Consider the following 18767-nt stretch of genomic DNA (forward strand, 5'->3'; position numbering starts at 1 on the left):
ACCCCACCAGTTAGAAGAGGCCAGCCAATTCATAAGTGGATGGGATATGGACAGCCAAAAAGCATCAAATATCCTCCAAAACTATCAATCACCAATCGTGTTTTTATTGTCGAAAGAATTGCTTAAAGTAGTTCTATAATTTATAATATTAAGATAATTATATATTCAGCAAGAGGAGGAGGCAGGAATGAAATTATATGTATCCGTTGATATGGAGGGCATTTCTGGTCTAGTTGACCATACACATGTCGATTCTTCGAAACACAATTATGAGCGCGGGCGTGAAATTATGACCGCTGAAGCGAATCATGTAATCACCACCGCGTTTAACAACGGTTGCTCGGAAGTCATTGTGAACGACAGCCATTCAAAAATGAATAATCTGCTGGTAGAAAAGCTGCACAGGGACACGCAGTTAATTTCCGGAGATGTAAAGCCGTTTTCAATGGTGCAGGGATTGGACGACACCTACACGGGAGCGATGTTTGTCGGGTACCATGCAAGAGCTTCGTTGAAAGGAGTAATGTCCCACTCGATGATCTTTGGGGTTCGCCATATGTACATAAACGACATCACAATCGGAGAACTGGGGTTTAATGCATTTGTGGCCGGCTACTTTGGCGTACCAGTGCTGCTTGTTGCCGGGGATGACCGGGCTGCACTTGAAGCAGAAGAACTGATTCCAAATGTAACAACTGCGGCGGTGAAAAAGACGATTTCACGATCTGCAGCGCTGACATTAACACCGGAAAAAGCAGGTGAGCTGCTGCAGGAAAAAACGATTTTGGCATTGGAAAACAAAGATAAAGTGAAGCCGCTCACTCCCCCGGAAAATCCTCTGTTGCGAATTGAATTTGCCAATTACGGACAGGCAGAATGGGCAAACCTGATGCCTGGAACCAAACTGGAGGAAGGTACAACGATTGTCCGTTTTCAAGCAAAGAACATTCTCGAAGCCTATCAAGCGATGCTAGTCATGACTGAATTAGCAATGAGAACCACATTCTGTTAGGAAGTGTGAAACGATGCGTACATATCTTGTCAAAAGGCTGCTTTCCATGCTTGTGACCTTATGGGTCATTATTACATTAACCTTCTTCCTGATGCATGCAATCCCTGGCTCTCCTTTTACCGATGAGCGGACGACAAATGAAGCGGTCCAGCGAAATCTTGCTGCGCATTATCACCTTGATCAACCGCTGCCTGTTCAGTATTTAATGTATTTAAAAGCTCTGATCACCTTTGACTTTGGACCTTCTATTAGTCATTCGTCACAAACAGTGAATGAACTGCTCGGCAGAGGCTTTCCAGTTTCCTTTGAACTGGGCGTGGTGACATTGATTGTTGCAATTGCCTCCGGTATTGTCCTTGGAATTGTAGCAGCACTTCGCCATAACGGCATCATCGATTATATCGCGATGACGATTGCAGTACTCGGAATTTCCGTTCCAAACTTTGTGATGGCTACTCTGTTAATCCAGCAAGTGGCCGTAAATTGGGGGATCCTGCCGGTTGCAACCTGGGCAAGCATTCGGCATATGATTTTGCCGACACTGGCGCTGGCAACAGGGCCGATGGCACTCATTGCAAGGTTAACACGCTCAAGCATGCTCGAAGTGTTGACCCAGGATTATATCCGCACAGCCCGGGCAAAAGGCCTGTCTCCTGTCAAAATTGTCATCAAGCATGCATTGAGAAATGCACTCCTCCCCGTAGTGACAGTGCTTGGTTCTCTTGCAGCAAGCATTCTGACCGGCACCTTTGTCATTGAAAAAATATTCGCAATACCGGGCATGGGCAAATATTTCATTGAAAGCATCGGAAATCGGGATTATCCGGTCATCATGGGTACAACCGTATTTTACAGTGCTATTTTAATCTTCATGCTTTTTCTCGTTGACCTTGCTTATGGCGTCTTGGATCCGCGCATTAAGCTGTATAAAAAGGAGGGGAGATAGGTGGAGCTTCGAAAACAGCATGAACCGAATATTTCGCCACATGTTCCTGACGAATGGTTTGTTCCAAAAACGAAGAATGAAAAAGAGGCAGAAGCGGTTATAAGGCCGAGCCAATCGTATTGGCAGGACGCATGGCGCCGGCTCCGCAAAAATAAGCTGGCGATGGGCGGGCTGTTCTTTTTAGTGTTATTAACCTTTATGGCAATTTTCGGCCCGGTGATTTCACCGCATAGCATCGACAATGATCTTAGCAACCAAAACCTTCCTCCCTCCTCTACTTATTGGTTTGGCACTGATGAACTTGGCCGCGATGTTTTTACAAGAACATGGTATGGAGCGAGAATCTCTTTATTTGTCGGGGTTGTTGCCGCGTTGATTGATTTTGTCATAGGTGTCATTTATGGAGGGGTTGCCGGCTATAAGGGCGGCAGAACAGACCAGGTCATGATGCGGATTATTGAAGTTTTATACGGTCTCCCATACTTATTGGTTGTTATCCTTTTAATGGTCGTAATGGGCCCCGGTTTGTCGACGATCATTGTCGCGTTAACTGTTACAGGCTGGATCGGCATGGCGAGAATTGTCAGGGGACAGGTGCTGCAAATCAAAAATTATGAATTTATTTTAGCTTCTAAAACGTTTGGAACAAAGACATCAAGGATTATCCGCAAGAATCTTCTCCCGAATACAATGGGCCCGATTATCGTACAAATGACGCTAACCGTTCCATCGGCTATTTTTGCGGAAGCTTTCTTAAGCTTTCTCGGATTGGGAGTCCAGGCACCACATGCCAGCTGGGGAGTAATGGCGGACGCCGGTTTATCGACGATTCTTTCAGGCCATTGGTGGCGGTTATTTTTCCCTGCTTTTTTTATATCGCTAACGATGTTTGCGTTTAATGTGTTGGGTGATGGATTGCAGGACGCCCTTGATCCAAGGTTAAGGAGGTAGGCAGCATGGAAAATGTACTTGAGGTAAAAGACCTTCATGTAACATTCACCACATATGGCGGTGAAGTGAAAGCAGTCAGAGGCGTTAGTTTTGATCTCCATAAAGGCGAAACTCTTGCAATCGTCGGCGAATCGGGTTGTGGAAAAAGTGTTACGGCGCAAAGTATTATGCGCTTGATCCCGATGCCGCCCGGAAAAATTACCGGTGGGTCGATCCTGTTCAAAAATCAGGATTTAACAAAAATAAAGGAACCGCAAATGAGAAATATTCGCGGCGCGGATATTTCGATGATCTTTCAGGACCCGATGACAGCCCTTAACCCGACTCTGACAATTGGCGACCAAATCGTGGAGGGGATTATCCGCCATAGCAAAATCTCAAACGCTGCGGCGAAAAAAACGGCCCTGGAGATGATGGACCTCGTTGGCATTCCAAGCCCCGAGGTGCGGCTTAAGCAATATCCGCACGAGTTCAGCGGCGGAATGAGGCAGCGGATTATGATTGCAATGGCGCTTGTCTGCCAGCCCGGGGTACTCATTGCTGACGAACCGACAACCGCTCTGGATGTAACGATACAGGCGCAAATTCTTGAGTTGTTTAAAGATATTCAACAAAAAACGGGAGTATCGATTATTTTAATCACCCATGACCTTGGAGTCGTTGCCCAGGTTGCCGACAGGATTGCCGTCATGTATGCGGGAAAAATCGTAGAAGCGGGCACCAGGAGAGAAATTTTTTATAACCCCCAGCATCCGTATACGAAAGGATTATTAAATTCGGTCCCGCGTCTTGATCAGGCAGGAGCCGCTTTAATTCCGATTCCCGGTTCACCACCGGATTTATTTTCACCGCCTGTGGGCTGTCCATTTGCGGCGCGCTGTGATTATGCAATGGAAGTGTGCGACAAATTATATCCTTTTCAAACCCGGTTAAGCAGGGAGCATCAAGTTGACTGCTGGCTCCAGGATGAGCGCGCGAAGAAGCTGCTCACATCTGCCAGATAGCAGAATCACGAGAAGGCGGTATTTTCTGTGCGGAATCTCGATTTATAAAGGGATTTCTCAAGCAGTTAATATAAAAAATTGAGGGGGCAGACTTGATGAAATCATTTTTAAAGCTGTTTTTGACGGGATTGCTGCTGCTTGTTTTGGCAGCATGTACCGCCAATGAAAATGCCGGCAAGGATCCAGGCGAAAAGAAAGACGGAGATAGTGGAAAGGAAGCGAGTGAAAAAATATTATACATGAACAATGCGGAGGAGCCGACATCCTTTGATCCGCCAATCGGCTTTAACGCCGTTTCATGGAACTCCTTGAATAATTTAATGGAAGGGTTGACCCGGTTAAGCCCTGATCACGAGCCAGAGGCAGCGACAGCTGAAAGCTGGGACGTCTCTGACGACGGAAAAACGTATACGTTCCATATCCGTGAAAATGCAAAATGGTCAAATGGCGATGATGTTACGGCAGGTGATTTTGTGTTCGCCTGGAAGCGGCTTTTAGACCCGGCAACGGCTTCACAGGCCGCATTTTTAGGCTATTTTATTGAAGGCGGGGAAGCTTTCAATAACGGGGAAGCTACTGCTGATGATGTGATGGTCAAAGCAGTCGGTGAGAAAACCCTGGAGGTTACTTTAACAAGTCCCCAAGCCTATTTTTTAAGCGTGATTACGAACCCGGCGTTTTTCCCAATAAATGAGAAGGTTGCCACCGAAAATCCCGAATGGTTTTCAGAAGCGGAATCTTTCGTAGGAAATGGCCCTTTTACACTGGCCGAGTGGGAGCATGATAACTATTTCCTCATGAAGAAAAATGACCAATATTGGGATGCTGACAATGTTAAATTAGACAAAGTTCACTGGGCGATGGTCAACGATACAAATACCGAATATCAAATGTTCCAAACAGGTGAATTGGATACTTCTGATGTTCCGCCTGATTTAAGTGATAAGCTGTATGCAGAAAATAAAGTGAAGGTGGAAGACCAGGCAGGCGGTTATTTCTACCGCTTCAATGTTGGACTGGAACCTTTTCAAAATAAAAATATCCGCAAAGCCTTTGCGCTCGCCGTTGATCAAAAGAAAATCGTTGATTTTGTAACGAAGAATAAAGAGAAACCGGCCTATGGTTTCGTATCGCCAGGATTTAAAGATCCGTCCGGGGCAGACTTCCGCGAAGTGAATGGCGACCTGATGAAGACCAATATTGAAGAAGCAAAAAAGCTTCTCGCAAAAGGAATGGAAGAAGAGGGCTATGACACCCTTCCCGAAGTTACTCTAACGTTTAATACCAATGATATACACCAAAAGATTGCCGAAGCTCTCCAGCAAATGTACAAAGAAAATCTCGGAGTGGACGTCAAGCTTTCGAACATGGAGTCAAGCGTGTTTGCAGAGCAGCAGTCAGCACTAAAATTCCAGTTGTCCAGAAGTTCGTTCCTTGCCGACTATGCGGATCCAATCAATTTCCTTGAAAACTTCCAAACCGGACATTCGATGAACCGGACGGGATGGAGCAATGAAAAGTATGACAAACTGATTCAGGACGCCAAAAAAGAATCAGATGAAGAAAAGCGCTTTGAGCTCATGTACGAAGCTGAGAAGATTCTGATGGATGAAGCGCCAATCTTCACGGTCCACTTCTATAACCAGCCATATCTGCAAAACGAAGCTGTTACAGGAATCGTCCGCCATCCGGTTGGTTACCTCGAGTTAAAATGGGCTGATAAGAAATAAGCACAAATCTCATAAAAGGGGTGTTCACAGGAACACCCCTTTTATAAAAAAATAGCTGGAGGCGAATATGATCGTTAAAGCAAAGAGACTGGAAAAAGGAGATACCGTTGGTGTCATTGCTCCGGCCAGCCCTCCGAACATAGAAAATTTACAGCGGGGCCTTGCCTTCCTCGAAGAGCTTGGATTGACCGTTAAGCCCGGTAAACACTTATTTGAAAAAAACGGCTATCTTGCCGGTTCGGATCATCACAGATTGGAAGATTTGCATGCCATGTTTGCAGATCAGCAAGTAAAAGCAATCTTTTGTGCATGCGGCGGCTACGGAACAGCCCGAATTGCAGCCGAAATCAATTATCAAATCATTTCAGATAATCCGAAAATTTTTTGGGGGTATAGTGATATTACTTTTTTACATACCGCGATACACCAGCGTACAGGGCTCGTAACCTTCCATGGTCCAATGCTTGCGTCTGATATTGGCAAAGATGATTCGCATCCTGTATCGAGGGACCTCTTTCGGCAGTTGTTCGAACCTGAACAATTGAACTATTCGGAACAGCATTCCCGTCTGCAAACGCTCGTTGCCGGACATGCGGACGGCCCTCTTGTTGGCGGAAACTTATCCCTGCTTGCCAGCTCAATAGGAACTCCTTTTGAAGTTGATACAAAGGGTAAGCTTTTACTGATAGAGGATATTAATGAAGAACCGCGTTCGATAGACAGAATGCTTAACCAGCTGAAGATGGCTGGCAAATTGGATGATGCAGCAGGCTTTATTATCGGTGATTTTAAAAATTGCCTTCCCGAGAGAGAAGATTCTCTTACTCTAGAAGAAGTTGTTAATGATTACATCGCTGGAGCAGGCAAGCCGGCATTGTCAGGATTTAAGATCGGACATTGTTCTCCAAATCTATCACTTCCACTTGGGGGCATGGCCCATTTGGATGCCGATGAGAAAAAACTGTTGATCGAAAGTGGAATCCATTAAGGGGGTTCGTGATGAAAATAGAAGAGTTGCAAACTTACCGGGCAGCAGTACCGCTTGTGAAGCCGTTTAAAACAGCGTTGCGCACTGTGGAAACGGCTGAAGCCATCGTTGTTAAAGTTACGTGTGATAACGGTGTGACCGGCTGGGGAGAAGCACCGCCTACCCACGTGATTACGGGAGAAAGCCTGATTGGGATCGAAGCGGCAATCCAGCAAATCATCCGGCCATTTCTACTAAACAAAAACCTGTTAAGCTATGAAACCATTTTTCAGGGCCTTGATACGATACTTGTTGGGAACTCCAGTGCAAAAGCGGCGGTCGATATGGCCCTGTACGATTGCATTGCCCGGAATTGCAAGCTGCCGCTTTACCAGTTTCTCGGTGGACATAAGTCAGAAATCGACACCGATTTTACAGTCAGCGTCAACGGTCCCAAGGAGATGGGTGAGGACGCCGTTGCCTATGTTCAGCAAGGTTTTACGACATTGAAAATAAAAGTGGGCAAGGATGAACCGGCGCAGGATCTCGAAAGGGTTCAGGAGGTGAGAAAGCGGGTCGGCAAGGATATTAAAATCCGCCTTGATGCAAATCAAGGCTGGAATACGAAGGATGCGATCTCGATTATCCGCAAAATGGAGGATTCGGGACTGGATATTGAGCTAATCGAACAGCCTGTAAAAGCAGCTGATATAGCCGGACTAAAACAAGTAGCAGATGCCGTTGATACGCCGATTATGGCCGACGAAAGTGTTTTTTCTCCAAGGCAGGCGTTCGAAGTCATCAAAACAAGAAGTGCCGATTTGCTCAATATTAAGCTGATGAAAGCGGGCGGAATTTATAAGGCGCAGATCATCAATCAACTGGCAGAGGTTTGCGGGATTGAATGCATGGTAGGAAGCATGATTGAAACACGGATTGGCATAAGCGCGGCCGCTCATTTTGCAGCCAGCAAAGCGAATATTACCCGCTTTGATTTGGATGCACCGCTGCTGCTTGCTAAAGATATCGTTGAAGGAGGCATTGTATACAACCGAAGCAAAATTGCTTTTTCACAGGAACCGGGCCTTGGCATTCGCAATGTCCTGATAGATTAAGGAGGGAGTTATCATGGCGGAACAAACGAAATGGATCGTGAATGTACCTGTAGCAAATGTCTGGACCTCGTACGATTCAGCAAGGCCAATCGACGAAGCGGTTACATCGAACCCGGTTAATCTGGAAGCATGGCTCAACTGGCTTACGTATGACACCCGGCTGGAATTGTGCAGTTCGAATCTTTTGCAGTCACAGGTTTTATTTGGGGAAGAGGTACTCGTTACAGGTTCACATGGGCACTGGGCCGAAGTCGTTGTTCCCGGACAGCCTACCTCGAAAGATAAGCGCGGATATCCAGGCTGGGTACCATTCACACAACTAACTGAATTAGGAGATTGGAATATAGCTGGCAGTGAGGTTGCTGTCATTACAAGTAAACAAGCTGTTCTCCGGCAAGAAAACTCTGAATATGAGATGCCATTAAGCTATCAAACAATCCTGCCTGTTGAACAACATTCCCGTGATGCTGTCAAAGTAAAGACGCCCGTTGGCAGCGGATTGCTGAAACTTGAAGATACAGCCATTTATGAATCATATCATCATGTTCCGAAAGGATCCGGGACAGACCTTGTCAGGGCAGGTGAACAGTTTCTCGGCTTGCCATATTTGTGGGGAGGGATGAGCTGTTATGGCTATGATTGTTCCGGGTTCAGCTATTCGATGTGCAAAGCGATCGGTGCAATCATTCCGCGCGATGCATCAGACCAGGCGAAACAGGGAAAAGAGATAGGCCTGTCAGCAATTGAGCCGGGAGATTTATTGTTTTTTGCCTACCAGGAAGGCAAAGGGCATATCCACCATGTTGGCATTTATTATGGCAATGGACAGCTGCTGCACTCACCGAAAACTGGAAAAGAAATAGAGATTATCCCGATTGCCGGTACCAGCTATGAAAAAGAGCTTTGTGCAGCACGGCGCTACTGGCAGGAGACGGAGGAATAAGCATGAATGGAAAAGTGTTGCTGGAAGTAAATCGATTAAAGAAATATTTTTTCCTCAACCGAGGTGAAATTTTAAAAGCGGTAGATGATGTTTCCTTCCAAATATATCAAGGAGAAACGTTCGGAATTGTCGGGGAATCGGGATGCGGAAAATCGACGGCTGGAAGAACGGTTATCGGCCTTTATGATGTTACCGGAGGAGAGGTCAAATACGATGGAAAAAACGTCCATTCTTTAAATGAGAAGGAGAAGTTTGCCTTTCACCGCAAAATGCAAATGATTTTCCAGGATCCGTACGCATCATTAAATCCGCGTTCAACGGTCAGGGAGATTATTTCCGAGCCGATGGAGGTCCATGGCTTATACCGGGATAAACGAGAAAAGCTGATCAAGGTGTACCAATTGTTAGAAGACGTCGGCTTGAACCGGGACCACGCAAACCGTTATCCGCATGAATTCAGCGGCGGCCAGCGCCAGCGGATTGGCATTGCCCGGGCGCTCGCCCTTGAACCGGAATTCATTATTGCTGACGAACCGATTTCTGCTCTTGATGTCTCCGTCCAGGCCCAGGTTGTAAACCTGCTGAAGCGGCTGCAAAAGGAAAAGGGGTTGACGTTTTTATTTATTGCCCATGACCTTTCGATGGTCAAGCAAATCAGTGACCGGATCGCCGTCATGTATTTAGGAAATCTTGTCGAGCTGACAGCAAGCAGCCAATTATACGAAAAACCTCTCCATCCCTATACACAAGCATTGTTATCGGCCATTCCAATACCCGATCCGGATGTCGAAGATCAGCGGGAGCGCATTATTTTGCAAGGAGAACTGCCCAGTCCAATCAATCCGCCGAGCGGCTGTGTATTCCGGACAAGATGCCCTTATGCAATGCAGGCATGTGCAGATTTGAAACCTGAATGGCAAGAAATTGAAACTAATCACTTTGTAGCCTGCCATTTATACAACAAGCAGATAACCGGGAAGCCCGACCGGAGGCAGGTTGCCGCAACGAGTTGAGACTCCCACGTCTAAAGACGGGCTACGCCCTGCGCGGGCTTTCTCGTTCGGAGAATCTGTAAAGAATGATTCACAGGAGGAAGACATGACTTTTCCAATATTATTAGTTTTGATTATTATCATGATAGCGATTGTCTGCACATTGCTGTTGACCGGAAAAAGTGATGAAGACTATTCAACTTCTTCAAAAAGAAATACAGTAAATCTGACGGTCATTTATGCAGTAGTTATCTTTCTATCACTAATTGGTCTCGCTGTTTATATTAAGTGGTTTACCTGAGCAAGTGTGACGCGTCCGTACGTGGTTCTCCTGCGTGAACAACATGAAGCAGGTGAGCAGTTTTAAATTAAAGTTTAAAAAAGGCGGGTGTTGTCCAGATGACGGCGCAAATATACGTAACAAGAAAGCTGCCAGATCAAATTATATCCAAATTGAGAACTTCATTCGAGGTTCGGATGTGGGATGAAGAGAACGTTCCGGTTCCGCGTGACGTTTTGAAAAAAGAAATTTCGATCGCAGACGGGATTTTGTGCTTAATAACAGAATCGATTGATGAAGAGCTGTTACAGAATGCAGAACGCTTGAGGGTCATCAGCAACATGGCGGTTGGCTACAACAATATTGATGTGGAAGCTGCTTCAAAACGCGGGATTAGCGTTACCAATACCCCTGGCGTCTTAACGGAAACAACAGCCGATTTGACCTTCGCGCTTTTAATGGCTACCGCAAGAAGACTGGTCGAATCGTCCAGTTATCTTCGGGAGGGGAAATGGGAGACATGGTCGCCGATGCAGCTGACAGGGCAGGATATTTACGGGGCAACCATAGGAATTATTGGACTGGGGCGAATAGGTGAAGCTGTTGCAAAACGGGCAAAGGGCTTTGATATGAATATCCTGTATTATAATCGAAGCAGAAAGCCGCAAGCCGAGAAAGAGCTTGGAATCACATATACGGGGCTAAATGAACTGCTCAAAGCTTCCGATTTTGTTTGCATCATGACTCCATATACGCCTGAAACGGCCGATTTAATCGGCAAGGAGCAATTATTATTGATGAAAAAAAACGCGATTCTTATCAATACAGCACGGGGTGGAATTGTTAATGAAACGGCCCTGTACGAAGCACTAAAAGATGGAGTGATATGGGGGGCCGGCCTTGATGTTTTTAAAGAAGAGCCGGTCGACCTGGACCATCCGCTCCTCTCACTTCCGAATGTGGTCGCACTGCCCCATATTGGGAGTGCCAGCATTAAAACAAGAATGAAAATGGCTGATCTTGCTGCTGATAATTTACTGGAGGCTTTACAAGGAAAGACTCCTTCCTGCCTCGTTAATGGATCAGGGCTTGCCGCTTACAGGAAATGAAGAAAGGGGGTTAACCCAAGGTCAGTTTATGTTTGATATTGGGTCAACCCCCTTTGTTCACTCAATCAACAATACATATATTGATTTGGCCAAATTAACCATTATTTTGTATTTCAATTTCTGACCATTCGATTTGAAAACGTATGATATCTTCTTCGCTTAATTGACTGCCCATTTGTACCTCAATGAATTGCAGGTCAGTGACCGCTTTAACCGCGTGTTTTGTTCCTGCAGGAATTGTAATGACACTCCCGGGTTTCACATGTTTTAACTGTCCATCAATAATTAATTCACCTTCACCGCCAGTAATCGTCCAGACTTCCTGGCGCTTCAAATGTTGCTGATAGCTTAGGTTTTTTCCTTGGATCATGTTTATTTTTTTTGTTAAAACTTCAGTTCCATTACCAAGTTTATGATAGTCCAAAACTCGATAATGACCCCAATGCTTCTCTTCATACATCGGGCGCTGGTCAATATCTTTAATCATCTCTTTTAAATGTCCGGATGCCATTTTATCGGCTACCAGTATACCATCTGAACTTGCTACTACTACACTATTGGATATACCCGCGACGACGACGGGAAGTTCAAGTTCATTTATTAAATGAGTATTTATGGAATTATTATCAATCATTCCTTTTCCAACGATATTCGCATTCATAATGCCTGAAATCGTATTCCACGTTCCCAGGTCTCTCCACATTCCCTTGTAAGGAACGACGACAATGTGATTCGTTTTTTCAACAACTTCGTAATCGAAACTATTTTTTGGAATGTCACAATATTGACTGATTAGTTCCTCATAATTGAAGGGAATTCCGTTATTAGTTAGATATTGCAACAAATATCCCAACTTGAAGGCAAACACCCCGCAGTTCCAATATGCCCCCTGCTTAATTAATTTTGTGGCAGCATCCCGGTCAGGCTTTTCAATAAAAAAGTCGACCTCGTCATAAGTTCGGGTGTTATGGGGCAATTCATCATTTGGAACAGGAACAATGTAACCGTATTGATCGGAAGGATAGGTTGGTTTTACTCCAAGCAGTGCAAGAGAAGCATCCGAATCTGTGAGTGCATGGCCAAATATTTTAATAGCTTCAAAAAAAGAATCCTCCACATAAGCATCAACAGGTATTACACAGACTATCTCTTCTAAACTTATTTTTTCGACGGAAAGAAGGTAAGCTGCAGCTAAGGCTATGGCGGGAAACGTATCTCTACGCTCAGGCTCAATGATAAGAGGAGGAATATTCTCAATCTGGCTTTGAATAAAGTTTGTTTGTGATTTACCGGTGGCAATGTAAGATGATTCCGCTAAACCAGCACGTGCTAATTGCCGCCATATCCGCTGGATCATTGATTCTTCTACTCCATTTTCATTACACATCATCTTTAAAAACTGTTTAGCCCTGGAACCATTTGATAAAGGCCAAAGCCTTTTTCCAGAACCTCCAGATAATAAAATAATTTTCATATTTCATCCACTTTCCGGAAAATTTTCAGTGGGAAATACCGAGATTTTGGCCAGGATTTTTTAAGATAAATTGTTTTTTATTTTCCCGTTTATAAGTATCGCAAATCCTGAAAATATCAAACTTACAATTTAAACATTTAATGACCTGAGCAAATCGGCTATTCATATTTTGTTCATTTGATTCTAATCTTTAATTGGCATTTCCAGCAGTATTCTATTATATGCAAAAAGAAATTGGGGGTGTTTGGCCAAAAATTAAATCCCGCAATCGTTAAGCTTTTTTTGATTTTATTGGCATCTGATGCATCTTATCCAGGTTCGGAATTTGATAATCACCTGTTGCCTATGAACTAAAATAAACTAATTGCATATCATGTTTAGGGGTGTTCAAGGGTGGAGCGAAGCACACATGGGCTTGGAACACTAAACCATTTTCTTCACTATTAGGTTGTTAGCCCATACAAAATTTTTTCGTTAATAATATAATATCTTAACCCTGACATACTCAGGAATTTCGATAAAAGGAGGATAACTATGGGTTACGGAAAAAAAAGCTATTTCTATGATGATGACTGGGGTTACAAAAAAGATTGCGGCCATAAAAAAGACCATGACTGTGATTGCAAAAAAGATTGCGGTCATAAAAAAGATCATGACTGTGACTGCAAAGACGATCATGACAAATGCAAAATTAAAAGTTGCATCTGTAAAGAGTTTCGTCGTATAACGCCGGGAACAACTGTATTTCTGACAATAGATGGCGTAGTTTCAGGACCTTATGTTTTTGCTAAATTCTGTAAAGATGATCACTGTGTAACTTTATTGTCAGGAGCAGGCGTTACCCCATCAGGAGCTGTATTTATTGTCGACTGTGTTCGAATCGACGCTTTTGCATTCCCTCCAACCGTATAAAAAAAATATATATATATTTTTTTTAATCCATCAGGCTGGCAGCAGCCTGATTTTTTTATGCAATGTTACCCAATCATATCAAAGAACCTATTCATATAATAAAATATATCTTCTGCTATTAGCTAAGAGAAGATCGGACAAGTTACCGGGAGGTGAATGAAAATGGGCTGTTATAATAAATCAAACGGGTGCGCCTGCGATGTTCTGCGTAAGGCAGCACCCGGAAGAGGTGTAACATTAGGATTTAATGGTGTATCTTTGCCTGTTATCAATGCGAATTTTTGTAAAAGTAATCACTGCTCAACGTTTGTCAGCAGTACAGGTACTGTTACGATCGCTGATTGCAGAAAAATAAATTTTGTCGCGTTTACTCCATAAATATTCCTTTGTCTTGATAAAACATAAAAAAGAGAGGAAATATTCCTCTCTTTTTTGCTTTATTCTTTATTATTCAGTACGGTATTCAATTAAATCACTAGGGAAAACGGTATTGCACTGTTTCGGAATCTTTGGAGCTGGACACTGTTCGGTTAAGATGTCTCTCGGCAGGCAGAATGCTGCAAATAACTCTATCGTTACATCCGCAAGAGATTGAATGCTCTGGCAAACATTCAGGGTAAGATCTACACTTAATAATTCATCCTTTTCATCGTCACAATTTAACCTTACTGTACAATCACTATCGGCCAGTTTCACCACTAATCTTGTTCCCCTTGGTGCACATAGGAAGAGAGACTCGGACATTTCTATCGTGATTGGCTTCGATACTTCTACAAAAGGAACTTTGTCAATAATTCCGCTAAACTCAATAACAAGGCACAGCTTCTTAGTAAATGTGACTCTCTGTAACTCAACCAGGTCTTTATCAATGACGAATGGACGGTCGTCTCTCTCACCAGTTTCCACTACTTTGATTTCAGAATTATAGGCTAGCGGATAACCGGTCTTGGGATCTACCAAAATACAACGCGTTTTTAAATTTCTTGCCTTGCATACATCGGTATCTAAATGGAGAGCATGTGCGGGAATACATTTCGATACGGCTGACTGTAGAACCACCCAATCATAAACTTTTTCGGTATTTATGCACAAAAGTTCATCGTCATACTCAGCAGAGGTTTGCATATGATCGACTCCTTACTTCTATTTGAATTTCGATATAGTACAAAATATGGCAACCTCATCTTATGAGTGACATGTTTCTAATCAAAAACAGGAAAATGGGCTGATATACTATGATTAACTAATAACTTTTGTTCACGGTACTAAACGAAAAACATACAATACTTTATAAAATGATTAAACGGGGGAAAGATGTATGTCCAAACACTATGTTCAAGATGATATCGATAAAATGTTGCATCAAATAAATGCATACAAAAAAATAATTAAAAGCTATCAGGAAAATGATACTACCCAGGATTATTTGGATATGAGACTGAAATTGGAAAGTGTAATGAAGGAGAGACAGCGCGAACAACTGAGATTTGAAAAATTAATGAAAAAATACCAAACCAACTCAGAAAAACTCGAAGCGAACGAGAAAAAGTATGAAGAGTTATCACACTCATACGAACAGCAAAAACAAGAATATGACGAGATCAAAGCAGCCTATGAAAAGCAGAAGCAAGAATATGAACAATTAACGGGAGCCTATGAAAAGCAAAAGCAAGAATATGAACAGTTAAAGGCAACTTATGAAGAACAGAATAGAGGTTTGACGCAATCGGAGCATATAGATACGGAAGAAGACAATACATCTCCATCCGAAAGAGAGGCACAGTATCCTGACCAGGAAAAATGGCCCAAAAAACATATGAGAACTCCGCTGGATTTAACAAGGATGGCACGGCCGAATGGGATGCAAACACCAAGACAGGTGACTTTCAGAGAAATTCAAAGTAGCCTTGAAAATTGAAAAATAATCTTCACTGGATATTGATCCTTTTGCACTAAAGAATGGATGGAGAATCGAAGCGATGGTAAACTCCGATTCTTCCATCCATTTTTACATTTTTATGTTTCTTGCCTATTCAGTTATAAACAAAGACCCTGGAGATAGATCATTCATAAAAAGGACTTAATAACCATTTTGTTTTGACAAACAACTAAATAAAGCTACCTTTCAGACAAAGGCAGCTTCAAAAAGGAGTATAAACTGAGCATGAGCAAAACACAACCCGTTCGCAAATTGTTACATGATCAATTTGAGTAGGGCTTTCCATTGATGCCATTAATAAATTCAATAACTATCATAATCATCATCTTTAACAAATTTGCAAATCAATTTCTTCTTTTTTGGTTTGCACTTTGAAAATTTCTTTTTTGGTTCATAATAATCCTCATCATAGTCTTCATCGTATTCGTAATCATCGTACCAGTCTTCATAATATTTTTTTGAACATGGACAGCTGAATTTCTTCTTTCTGGATACTTCATATTTGTCAAACCACATAATCTTTCACCTCCTGTTTTGTATACTTTACCTTACGCAACTGCTGTACAAGCAGAAACGGCGTTCATCATGTATGTAAATGCACATTTTATTTAACGAACATTGGCTATACCTTGGGCATTTGCAGGACCACTATTTAAAATAAGGTCCAGCATAAATTGATTAAAATAATCTGATCGTTATAGATTTCTGAAGCTTAAAGAAATCAAAAGAAGTGATTAGTCAGCGGGAAAGAAGGAGAGCTGATTTATTTCTTTGCATTATTTACGCACGTTATACCACCTGATTCCGGACAATACAACAAAAATGGGAGATTTCTAATTAATTGAATACGGGATGTTCGAGTTTAAACAATATAGAAGCTTTTTCTTTATTTGTCCCAAGTAAAAAAAAATGAGCCATTTTCTTAGTGATAACAGCCGTTTCGGCTTGTACACCTCCTGCGTATTTTAAAGTAAATAAAACAGGGAGGTGAAATGATATGTGGTATGAAGATGATAAGTATGACGATTACGACAAGAAACACTACGATTACGACAAGAAACATTTCAAAGTGAAGCATTTCGATGTAGAACTATATATTGACCATGATGATGACTATCCATGTAAACCGAAGAAGAAATTTCCAAAGCGAAAAAAGAAGCTGATTTGCAAATTTGTTAAAGATGGTTATTGAATTTAGTGGTGGTACCCATCGAAAGTCAGGTCAAACGATCAGGTCATAATTTCATTCAGGAATGAGTGTTTTTGTCGGTGTGAAAATTTTCAAGGGATATCTTAAATTATGCAAAAAAGGGGAAGTGAAGTAATATGTGTTATGAATATGATGAGTATGACGATTACGATGACGATAAAAAGTATGATGATTATGATAAAAAACATGACGATAAGAAACATTTCAAAGTGAAGCATTTCGATGTAGAACTATATATTGACCATGATGATGACTATCCATGTAAACCGAAGAAGAAATTTCCTAAACGAAAAAAGAAGCTGATTTGCAAATTTGTTAAAGATGACCATTACGATAGTTATTGATTGATAGCATCAATAGAAATTCCTGGTAATGGATCATCTGAGACATTGCATTACACCGGTTAACTGTTCATTCTTGGAATAATTGCTGGTGTGGCGGGACGCTCCTTTTGCTAATGGCAATTTCACGCTGGGATCTATACAACCAGCCATAAATTGCCGGGTTTTTGCTCATGCTCAGTTTTATACTCCTTTTTCAAAAGCTACCTTAGTCTTGGGGTAGCTTTTTCTTTGGATTAGAAATATGTAAATGGATGGAGGAATTTGTATAGTACAATCTTCTCTTCGTTATCCTGCCATCCACTTATTCGAGAAGGGGATTCTTAAGTTCTGAATGGTAACTTGGTTATTTTTCCACTTCATTATATTATTTACATTTTATTTGTTGCAGATTGCGTTGAATGTCTCTGAAGGTCACCTGTTTTGGAGCAATGGTTTGGATTGGATTTGGTTTTGCCATCCTGACTACATCCAGCGGAGTTCGCATATGTTTTTTTGGCAATGCTTCCTGATCCATACTCTGTCCCTGTGTTTCTGATGGAGACGTATTGTTTTCTTCACTATTCACACGCTCTTGACGGTGGAGACCTTTTTTCTGCTGTTCATAGGTTGCCTTTAGTTGTTCATATTCTTGCTTCTGCTTTTCATAGGCTGATTTTAACTCATCATATTTTTTTTCTTTTGCCTCGATCTTGTTTTCGAATTTTTCTTTTAACTCATCGTATTTTTTTTCTTTCGCCTCAAGTTTTTCTGAGTTGGATTGAAACTTTTTCATTAACTCTTTGTATCTTTGCTGTTCAAGCTCTCTCTCCTTTATTATATTTTCCAATTTTTTTCTCATATCCAAATACTCCTGGGTTGTATCATTTTCCTGATAGCTTTTAATTATTTTTTTGTACGTTTTAATTTGATAAAGCAATTTATCGATATCATCTTGAACATAATGTTTGGACATACACCTTTCCCCCGTTAAATCATTTTATAAAGTATTGTATGATTTTTTTTTTGGGCCTGTGACAGTAGTTATTAGTTTAACATGGTATATCAGCCCATTTTCCTGATTTTGATTAGAAACATGTCACTCAACGGGAAAGCCAGCCATATTTTGTACTATATCGAAAATAAAATAAGGAGTAGATCATATGCAAAATCCTGCTGAGCATGACGATGAACTTTTGTGCATAAATACCGAAAAAGTTTATGATTGGGTGATTTTACAGTCTGCCATATCAAAATGCGTTCCCGCAGATGCGCTCCATTTAGATACCGATGTATGCAAAGCAAGAAACTTAAAAACGCGTTGTATTTTGGTAGATCCCAAGACCGGTTATCCTCTAGCCTGCAATTCAGAAATCAAAGTAGAGGAAATTGGTGAAAGAGACGACCGTCCTTTTGTCATTGGTAAAGACCTGGTTGAGTTACAGCGAGTTACTTTCACTAAGAAGCTGTGCGCTGTTATTGAGTTTAGCGGAATCATTGGCAAGACTCCATTTGTAGAAATATCCAAGCCAATTATGATAGAAATGTCCGAGTCTCTCTTCCTGTGTGCACCAAAGGGGACACGGCTAGTGGTCAAACTGGCTGATAGTGAATGTACAGTAAGGTTGGATTGCGACCATGAAAAGGACGAATTATTAGGTGTAGACCTTACTTTAAATGTGTGCCAGAGCATTCAAACGGTTGCGGATGTCACGGTAGAGTTGTTTGCAGCGTTCTGCCTGCCAAGAGATATCTTAACTGAGCAGTGTCCAACACCAAAGATTCCGAAACAGTGCAATATCGTCTTCCCTGGTGATGAATGTGAATATGAATATGAATACAGTAATGAGTAATCAAGATACA

19 protein-coding genes are annotated in these 18767 nt (G+C 42.1%); 15 read left to right on the forward strand and 4 right to left on the reverse strand.

Translation table 11 applies throughout. The annotated features are described in order from the left end of the window. Positions 1–187: 187 nt before the first annotated feature. The 11 genes from CU633_RS14530 to CU633_RS14580 all read left to right on the forward strand — a co-directional run bounded on the left by CU633_RS14530 (position 188) and on the right by CU633_RS14580 (position 11049). Positions 188–1012 (forward strand): M55 family metallopeptidase, encoded by an 825-nt coding sequence (locus CU633_RS14530; RefSeq protein WP_101661315.1) that lies wholly within the window; start codon positions 188–190, stop codon positions 1010–1012. Between the two features lie 13 nt (positions 1013–1025). Then, positions 1026–1958, forward strand: a complete 933-nt coding sequence (locus tag CU633_RS14535; protein ID WP_101661316.1) for an ABC transporter permease — start codon at positions 1026–1028, stop codon at positions 1956–1958. Continuing rightward, positions 1959–2909 carry an ABC transporter permease gene (locus tag CU633_RS14540; RefSeq protein ID WP_101661317.1) on the forward strand — a complete coding sequence of 317 codons (951 nt, stop codon included), beginning with the start codon at positions 1959–1961 and terminating at the stop codon, positions 2907–2909. A gap of 5 nt (positions 2910–2914) precedes the next feature. Continuing rightward, the gene (locus CU633_RS14545) at positions 2915–3913 is read left to right on the forward strand and encodes an ABC transporter ATP-binding protein (protein WP_101661318.1); all 999 of its coding nucleotides are present in this window, start codon (positions 2915–2917) and stop codon (positions 3911–3913) included. Between the two features lie 95 nt (positions 3914–4008). Next, on the forward strand, positions 4009–5643 hold the full coding sequence (locus CU633_RS14550; RefSeq protein WP_101661319.1) for a peptide ABC transporter substrate-binding protein: 1635 nt from the start codon (positions 4009–4011) through the stop codon (positions 5641–5643). A gap of 67 nt (positions 5644–5710) precedes the next feature. After that, a complete protein-coding gene (locus CU633_RS14555; RefSeq protein ID WP_101661320.1) occupies positions 5711–6631 on the forward strand; it encodes a S66 peptidase family protein in 921 nt (306 codons plus the stop codon). A gap of 11 nt (positions 6632–6642) precedes the next feature. Then, positions 6643–7725 carry a mandelate racemase/muconate lactonizing enzyme family protein gene (locus CU633_RS14560; protein WP_101661321.1) on the forward strand — a complete coding sequence of 361 codons (1083 nt, stop codon included), beginning with the start codon at positions 6643–6645 and terminating at the stop codon, positions 7723–7725. Between the two features lie 13 nt (positions 7726–7738). Continuing rightward, complete coding sequence (locus tag CU633_RS14565) at positions 7739–8668, forward strand: C40 family peptidase (protein ID WP_101661322.1); 930 nt, start codon at positions 7739–7741, stop codon at positions 8666–8668. A gap of 2 nt (positions 8669–8670) precedes the next feature. Beyond that, entirely contained in the window at positions 8671–9681 is a 1011-nt protein-coding gene (locus tag CU633_RS14570) for an ABC transporter ATP-binding protein (protein ID WP_101661323.1), read from the forward strand. An 85-nt stretch (positions 9682–9766) separates the two neighbouring features. Beyond that, positions 9767–9961 (forward strand): hypothetical protein, encoded by a 195-nt coding sequence (locus CU633_RS14575; protein ID WP_101661324.1) that lies wholly within the window; start codon positions 9767–9769, stop codon positions 9959–9961. A gap of 98 nt (positions 9962–10059) precedes the next feature. Next, positions 10060–11049, forward strand: a complete 990-nt coding sequence (locus CU633_RS14580; RefSeq protein WP_101661325.1) for a 2-hydroxyacid dehydrogenase — start codon at positions 10060–10062, stop codon at positions 11047–11049. Between the two features lie 94 nt (positions 11050–11143). Here the strand turns inward: CU633_RS14580 and CU633_RS14585 are convergent, their stop codons facing one another. After that, complete coding sequence (locus CU633_RS14585; protein ID WP_101661326.1) at positions 11144–12523, reverse strand: sugar phosphate nucleotidyltransferase; 1380 nt, start codon at positions 12521–12523, stop codon at positions 11144–11146. Positions 12524–13057: 534 nt separating this feature from the next. On the opposite strand from CU633_RS14585, the gene CU633_RS22560 reads away from it, so the two are divergent. Next, entirely contained in the window at positions 13058–13435 is a 378-nt protein-coding gene (locus tag CU633_RS22560; protein ID WP_142383417.1) for a hypothetical protein, read from the forward strand. Positions 13436–13882: 447 nt separating this feature from the next. Here CU633_RS22560 and CU633_RS14600 read toward each other — a convergent pair whose 3' ends face one another. Continuing rightward, positions 13883–14560, reverse strand: a complete 678-nt coding sequence (locus CU633_RS14600) for a hypothetical protein (protein ID WP_101661329.1) — start codon at positions 14558–14560, stop codon at positions 13883–13885. 193 nt (positions 14561–14753) lie between these two features. Here CU633_RS14600 and CU633_RS14605 point away from each other — a divergent pair, with 193 nt between their 5' ends. Beyond that, on the forward strand, positions 14754–15353 hold the full coding sequence (locus CU633_RS14605; RefSeq protein WP_101661330.1) for a hypothetical protein: 600 nt from the start codon (positions 14754–14756) through the stop codon (positions 15351–15353). A 324-nt stretch (positions 15354–15677) separates the two neighbouring features. On the opposite strand, the gene CU633_RS14610 is transcribed toward CU633_RS14605, so the two are convergent. After that, complete coding sequence (locus tag CU633_RS14610) at positions 15678–15890, reverse strand: hypothetical protein (RefSeq protein ID WP_101661331.1); 213 nt, start codon at positions 15888–15890, stop codon at positions 15678–15680. A gap of 481 nt (positions 15891–16371) precedes the next feature. Between CU633_RS14610 and CU633_RS14615 the strand changes: the two genes are divergently transcribed. Continuing rightward, positions 16372–16566, forward strand: coding sequence for a hypothetical protein (locus CU633_RS14615; protein ID WP_101661332.1), 195 nt, complete (start codon positions 16372–16374; stop codon positions 16564–16566). A 726-nt stretch (positions 16567–17292) separates the two neighbouring features. On the opposite strand, the gene CU633_RS14625 is transcribed toward CU633_RS14615, so the two are convergent. Continuing rightward, on the reverse strand, positions 17293–17772 hold the full coding sequence (locus CU633_RS14625) for a hypothetical protein (RefSeq protein ID WP_142383418.1): 480 nt from the start codon (positions 17770–17772) through the stop codon (positions 17293–17295). Positions 17773–18067: 295 nt separating this feature from the next. Between CU633_RS14625 and CU633_RS14630 the strand changes: the two genes are divergently transcribed. Further along, entirely contained in the window at positions 18068–18757 is a 690-nt protein-coding gene (locus CU633_RS14630; protein ID WP_101661335.1) for a hypothetical protein, read from the forward strand. The last annotated feature ends 10 nt before the right edge of the window (positions 18758–18767 follow it).

It is taken from the genome of Bacillus sp. V3-13, assembly GCF_002860165.1.
Classification (GTDB): domain Bacteria; phylum Bacillota; class Bacilli; order Bacillales; family Cytobacillaceae; genus Bacillus_BJ.

Bases quoted from the DNA above. Each gene is read 5' to 3' on its own strand.
- CU633_RS14530 (WP_101661315.1), top strand. From the start codon at position 188: ATGAAATTATATGTATCCGTTGATATGGAGGGCATTTCTGGTCTAGTT.
- CU633_RS14535 (WP_101661316.1), top strand. From the start codon at position 1,026: ATGCGTACATATCTTGTCAAAAGGCTGCTTTCCATGCTTGTGACCTTA.
- CU633_RS14545 (WP_101661318.1), top strand. From the start codon at position 2,915: ATGGAAAATGTACTTGAGGTAAAAGACCTTCATGTAACATTCACCACA.
- CU633_RS14550 (WP_101661319.1), top strand. From the start codon at position 4,009: ATGAAATCATTTTTAAAGCTGTTTTTGACGGGATTGCTGCTGCTTGTT.
- CU633_RS14555 (WP_101661320.1), top strand. From the start codon at position 5,711: ATGATCGTTAAAGCAAAGAGACTGGAAAAAGGAGATACCGTTGGTGTC.
- CU633_RS14560 (WP_101661321.1), top strand. From the start codon at position 6,643: ATGAAAATAGAAGAGTTGCAAACTTACCGGGCAGCAGTACCGCTTGTG.
- CU633_RS14565 (WP_101661322.1), top strand. From the start codon at position 7,739: ATGGCGGAACAAACGAAATGGATCGTGAATGTACCTGTAGCAAATGTC.
- CU633_RS14570 (WP_101661323.1), top strand. From the start codon at position 8,671: ATGAATGGAAAAGTGTTGCTGGAAGTAAATCGATTAAAGAAATATTTT.
- CU633_RS14575 (WP_101661324.1), top strand. From the start codon at position 9,767: ATGACTTTTCCAATATTATTAGTTTTGATTATTATCATGATAGCGATT.
- CU633_RS14580 (WP_101661325.1), top strand. From the start codon at position 10,060: ATGACGGCGCAAATATACGTAACAAGAAAGCTGCCAGATCAAATTATA.
- CU633_RS14585 (WP_101661326.1), bottom strand. From the start codon at position 12,523: ATGAAAATTATTTTATTATCTGGAGGTTCTGGAAAAAGGCTTTGGCCT.
- CU633_RS22560 (WP_142383417.1), top strand. From the start codon at position 13,058: ATGGGTTACGGAAAAAAAAGCTATTTCTATGATGATGACTGGGGTTAC.
- CU633_RS14600 (WP_101661329.1), bottom strand. From the start codon at position 14,560: ATGCAAACCTCTGCTGAGTATGACGATGAACTTTTGTGCATAAATACC.
- CU633_RS14605 (WP_101661330.1), top strand. From the start codon at position 14,754: ATGTCCAAACACTATGTTCAAGATGATATCGATAAAATGTTGCATCAA.
- CU633_RS14610 (WP_101661331.1), bottom strand. From the start codon at position 15,890: ATGTGGTTTGACAAATATGAAGTATCCAGAAAGAAGAAATTCAGCTGT.
- CU633_RS14615 (WP_101661332.1), top strand. From the start codon at position 16,372: ATGTGGTATGAAGATGATAAGTATGACGATTACGACAAGAAACACTAC.
- CU633_RS14630 (WP_101661335.1), top strand. From the start codon at position 18,068: ATGCAAAATCCTGCTGAGCATGACGATGAACTTTTGTGCATAAATACC.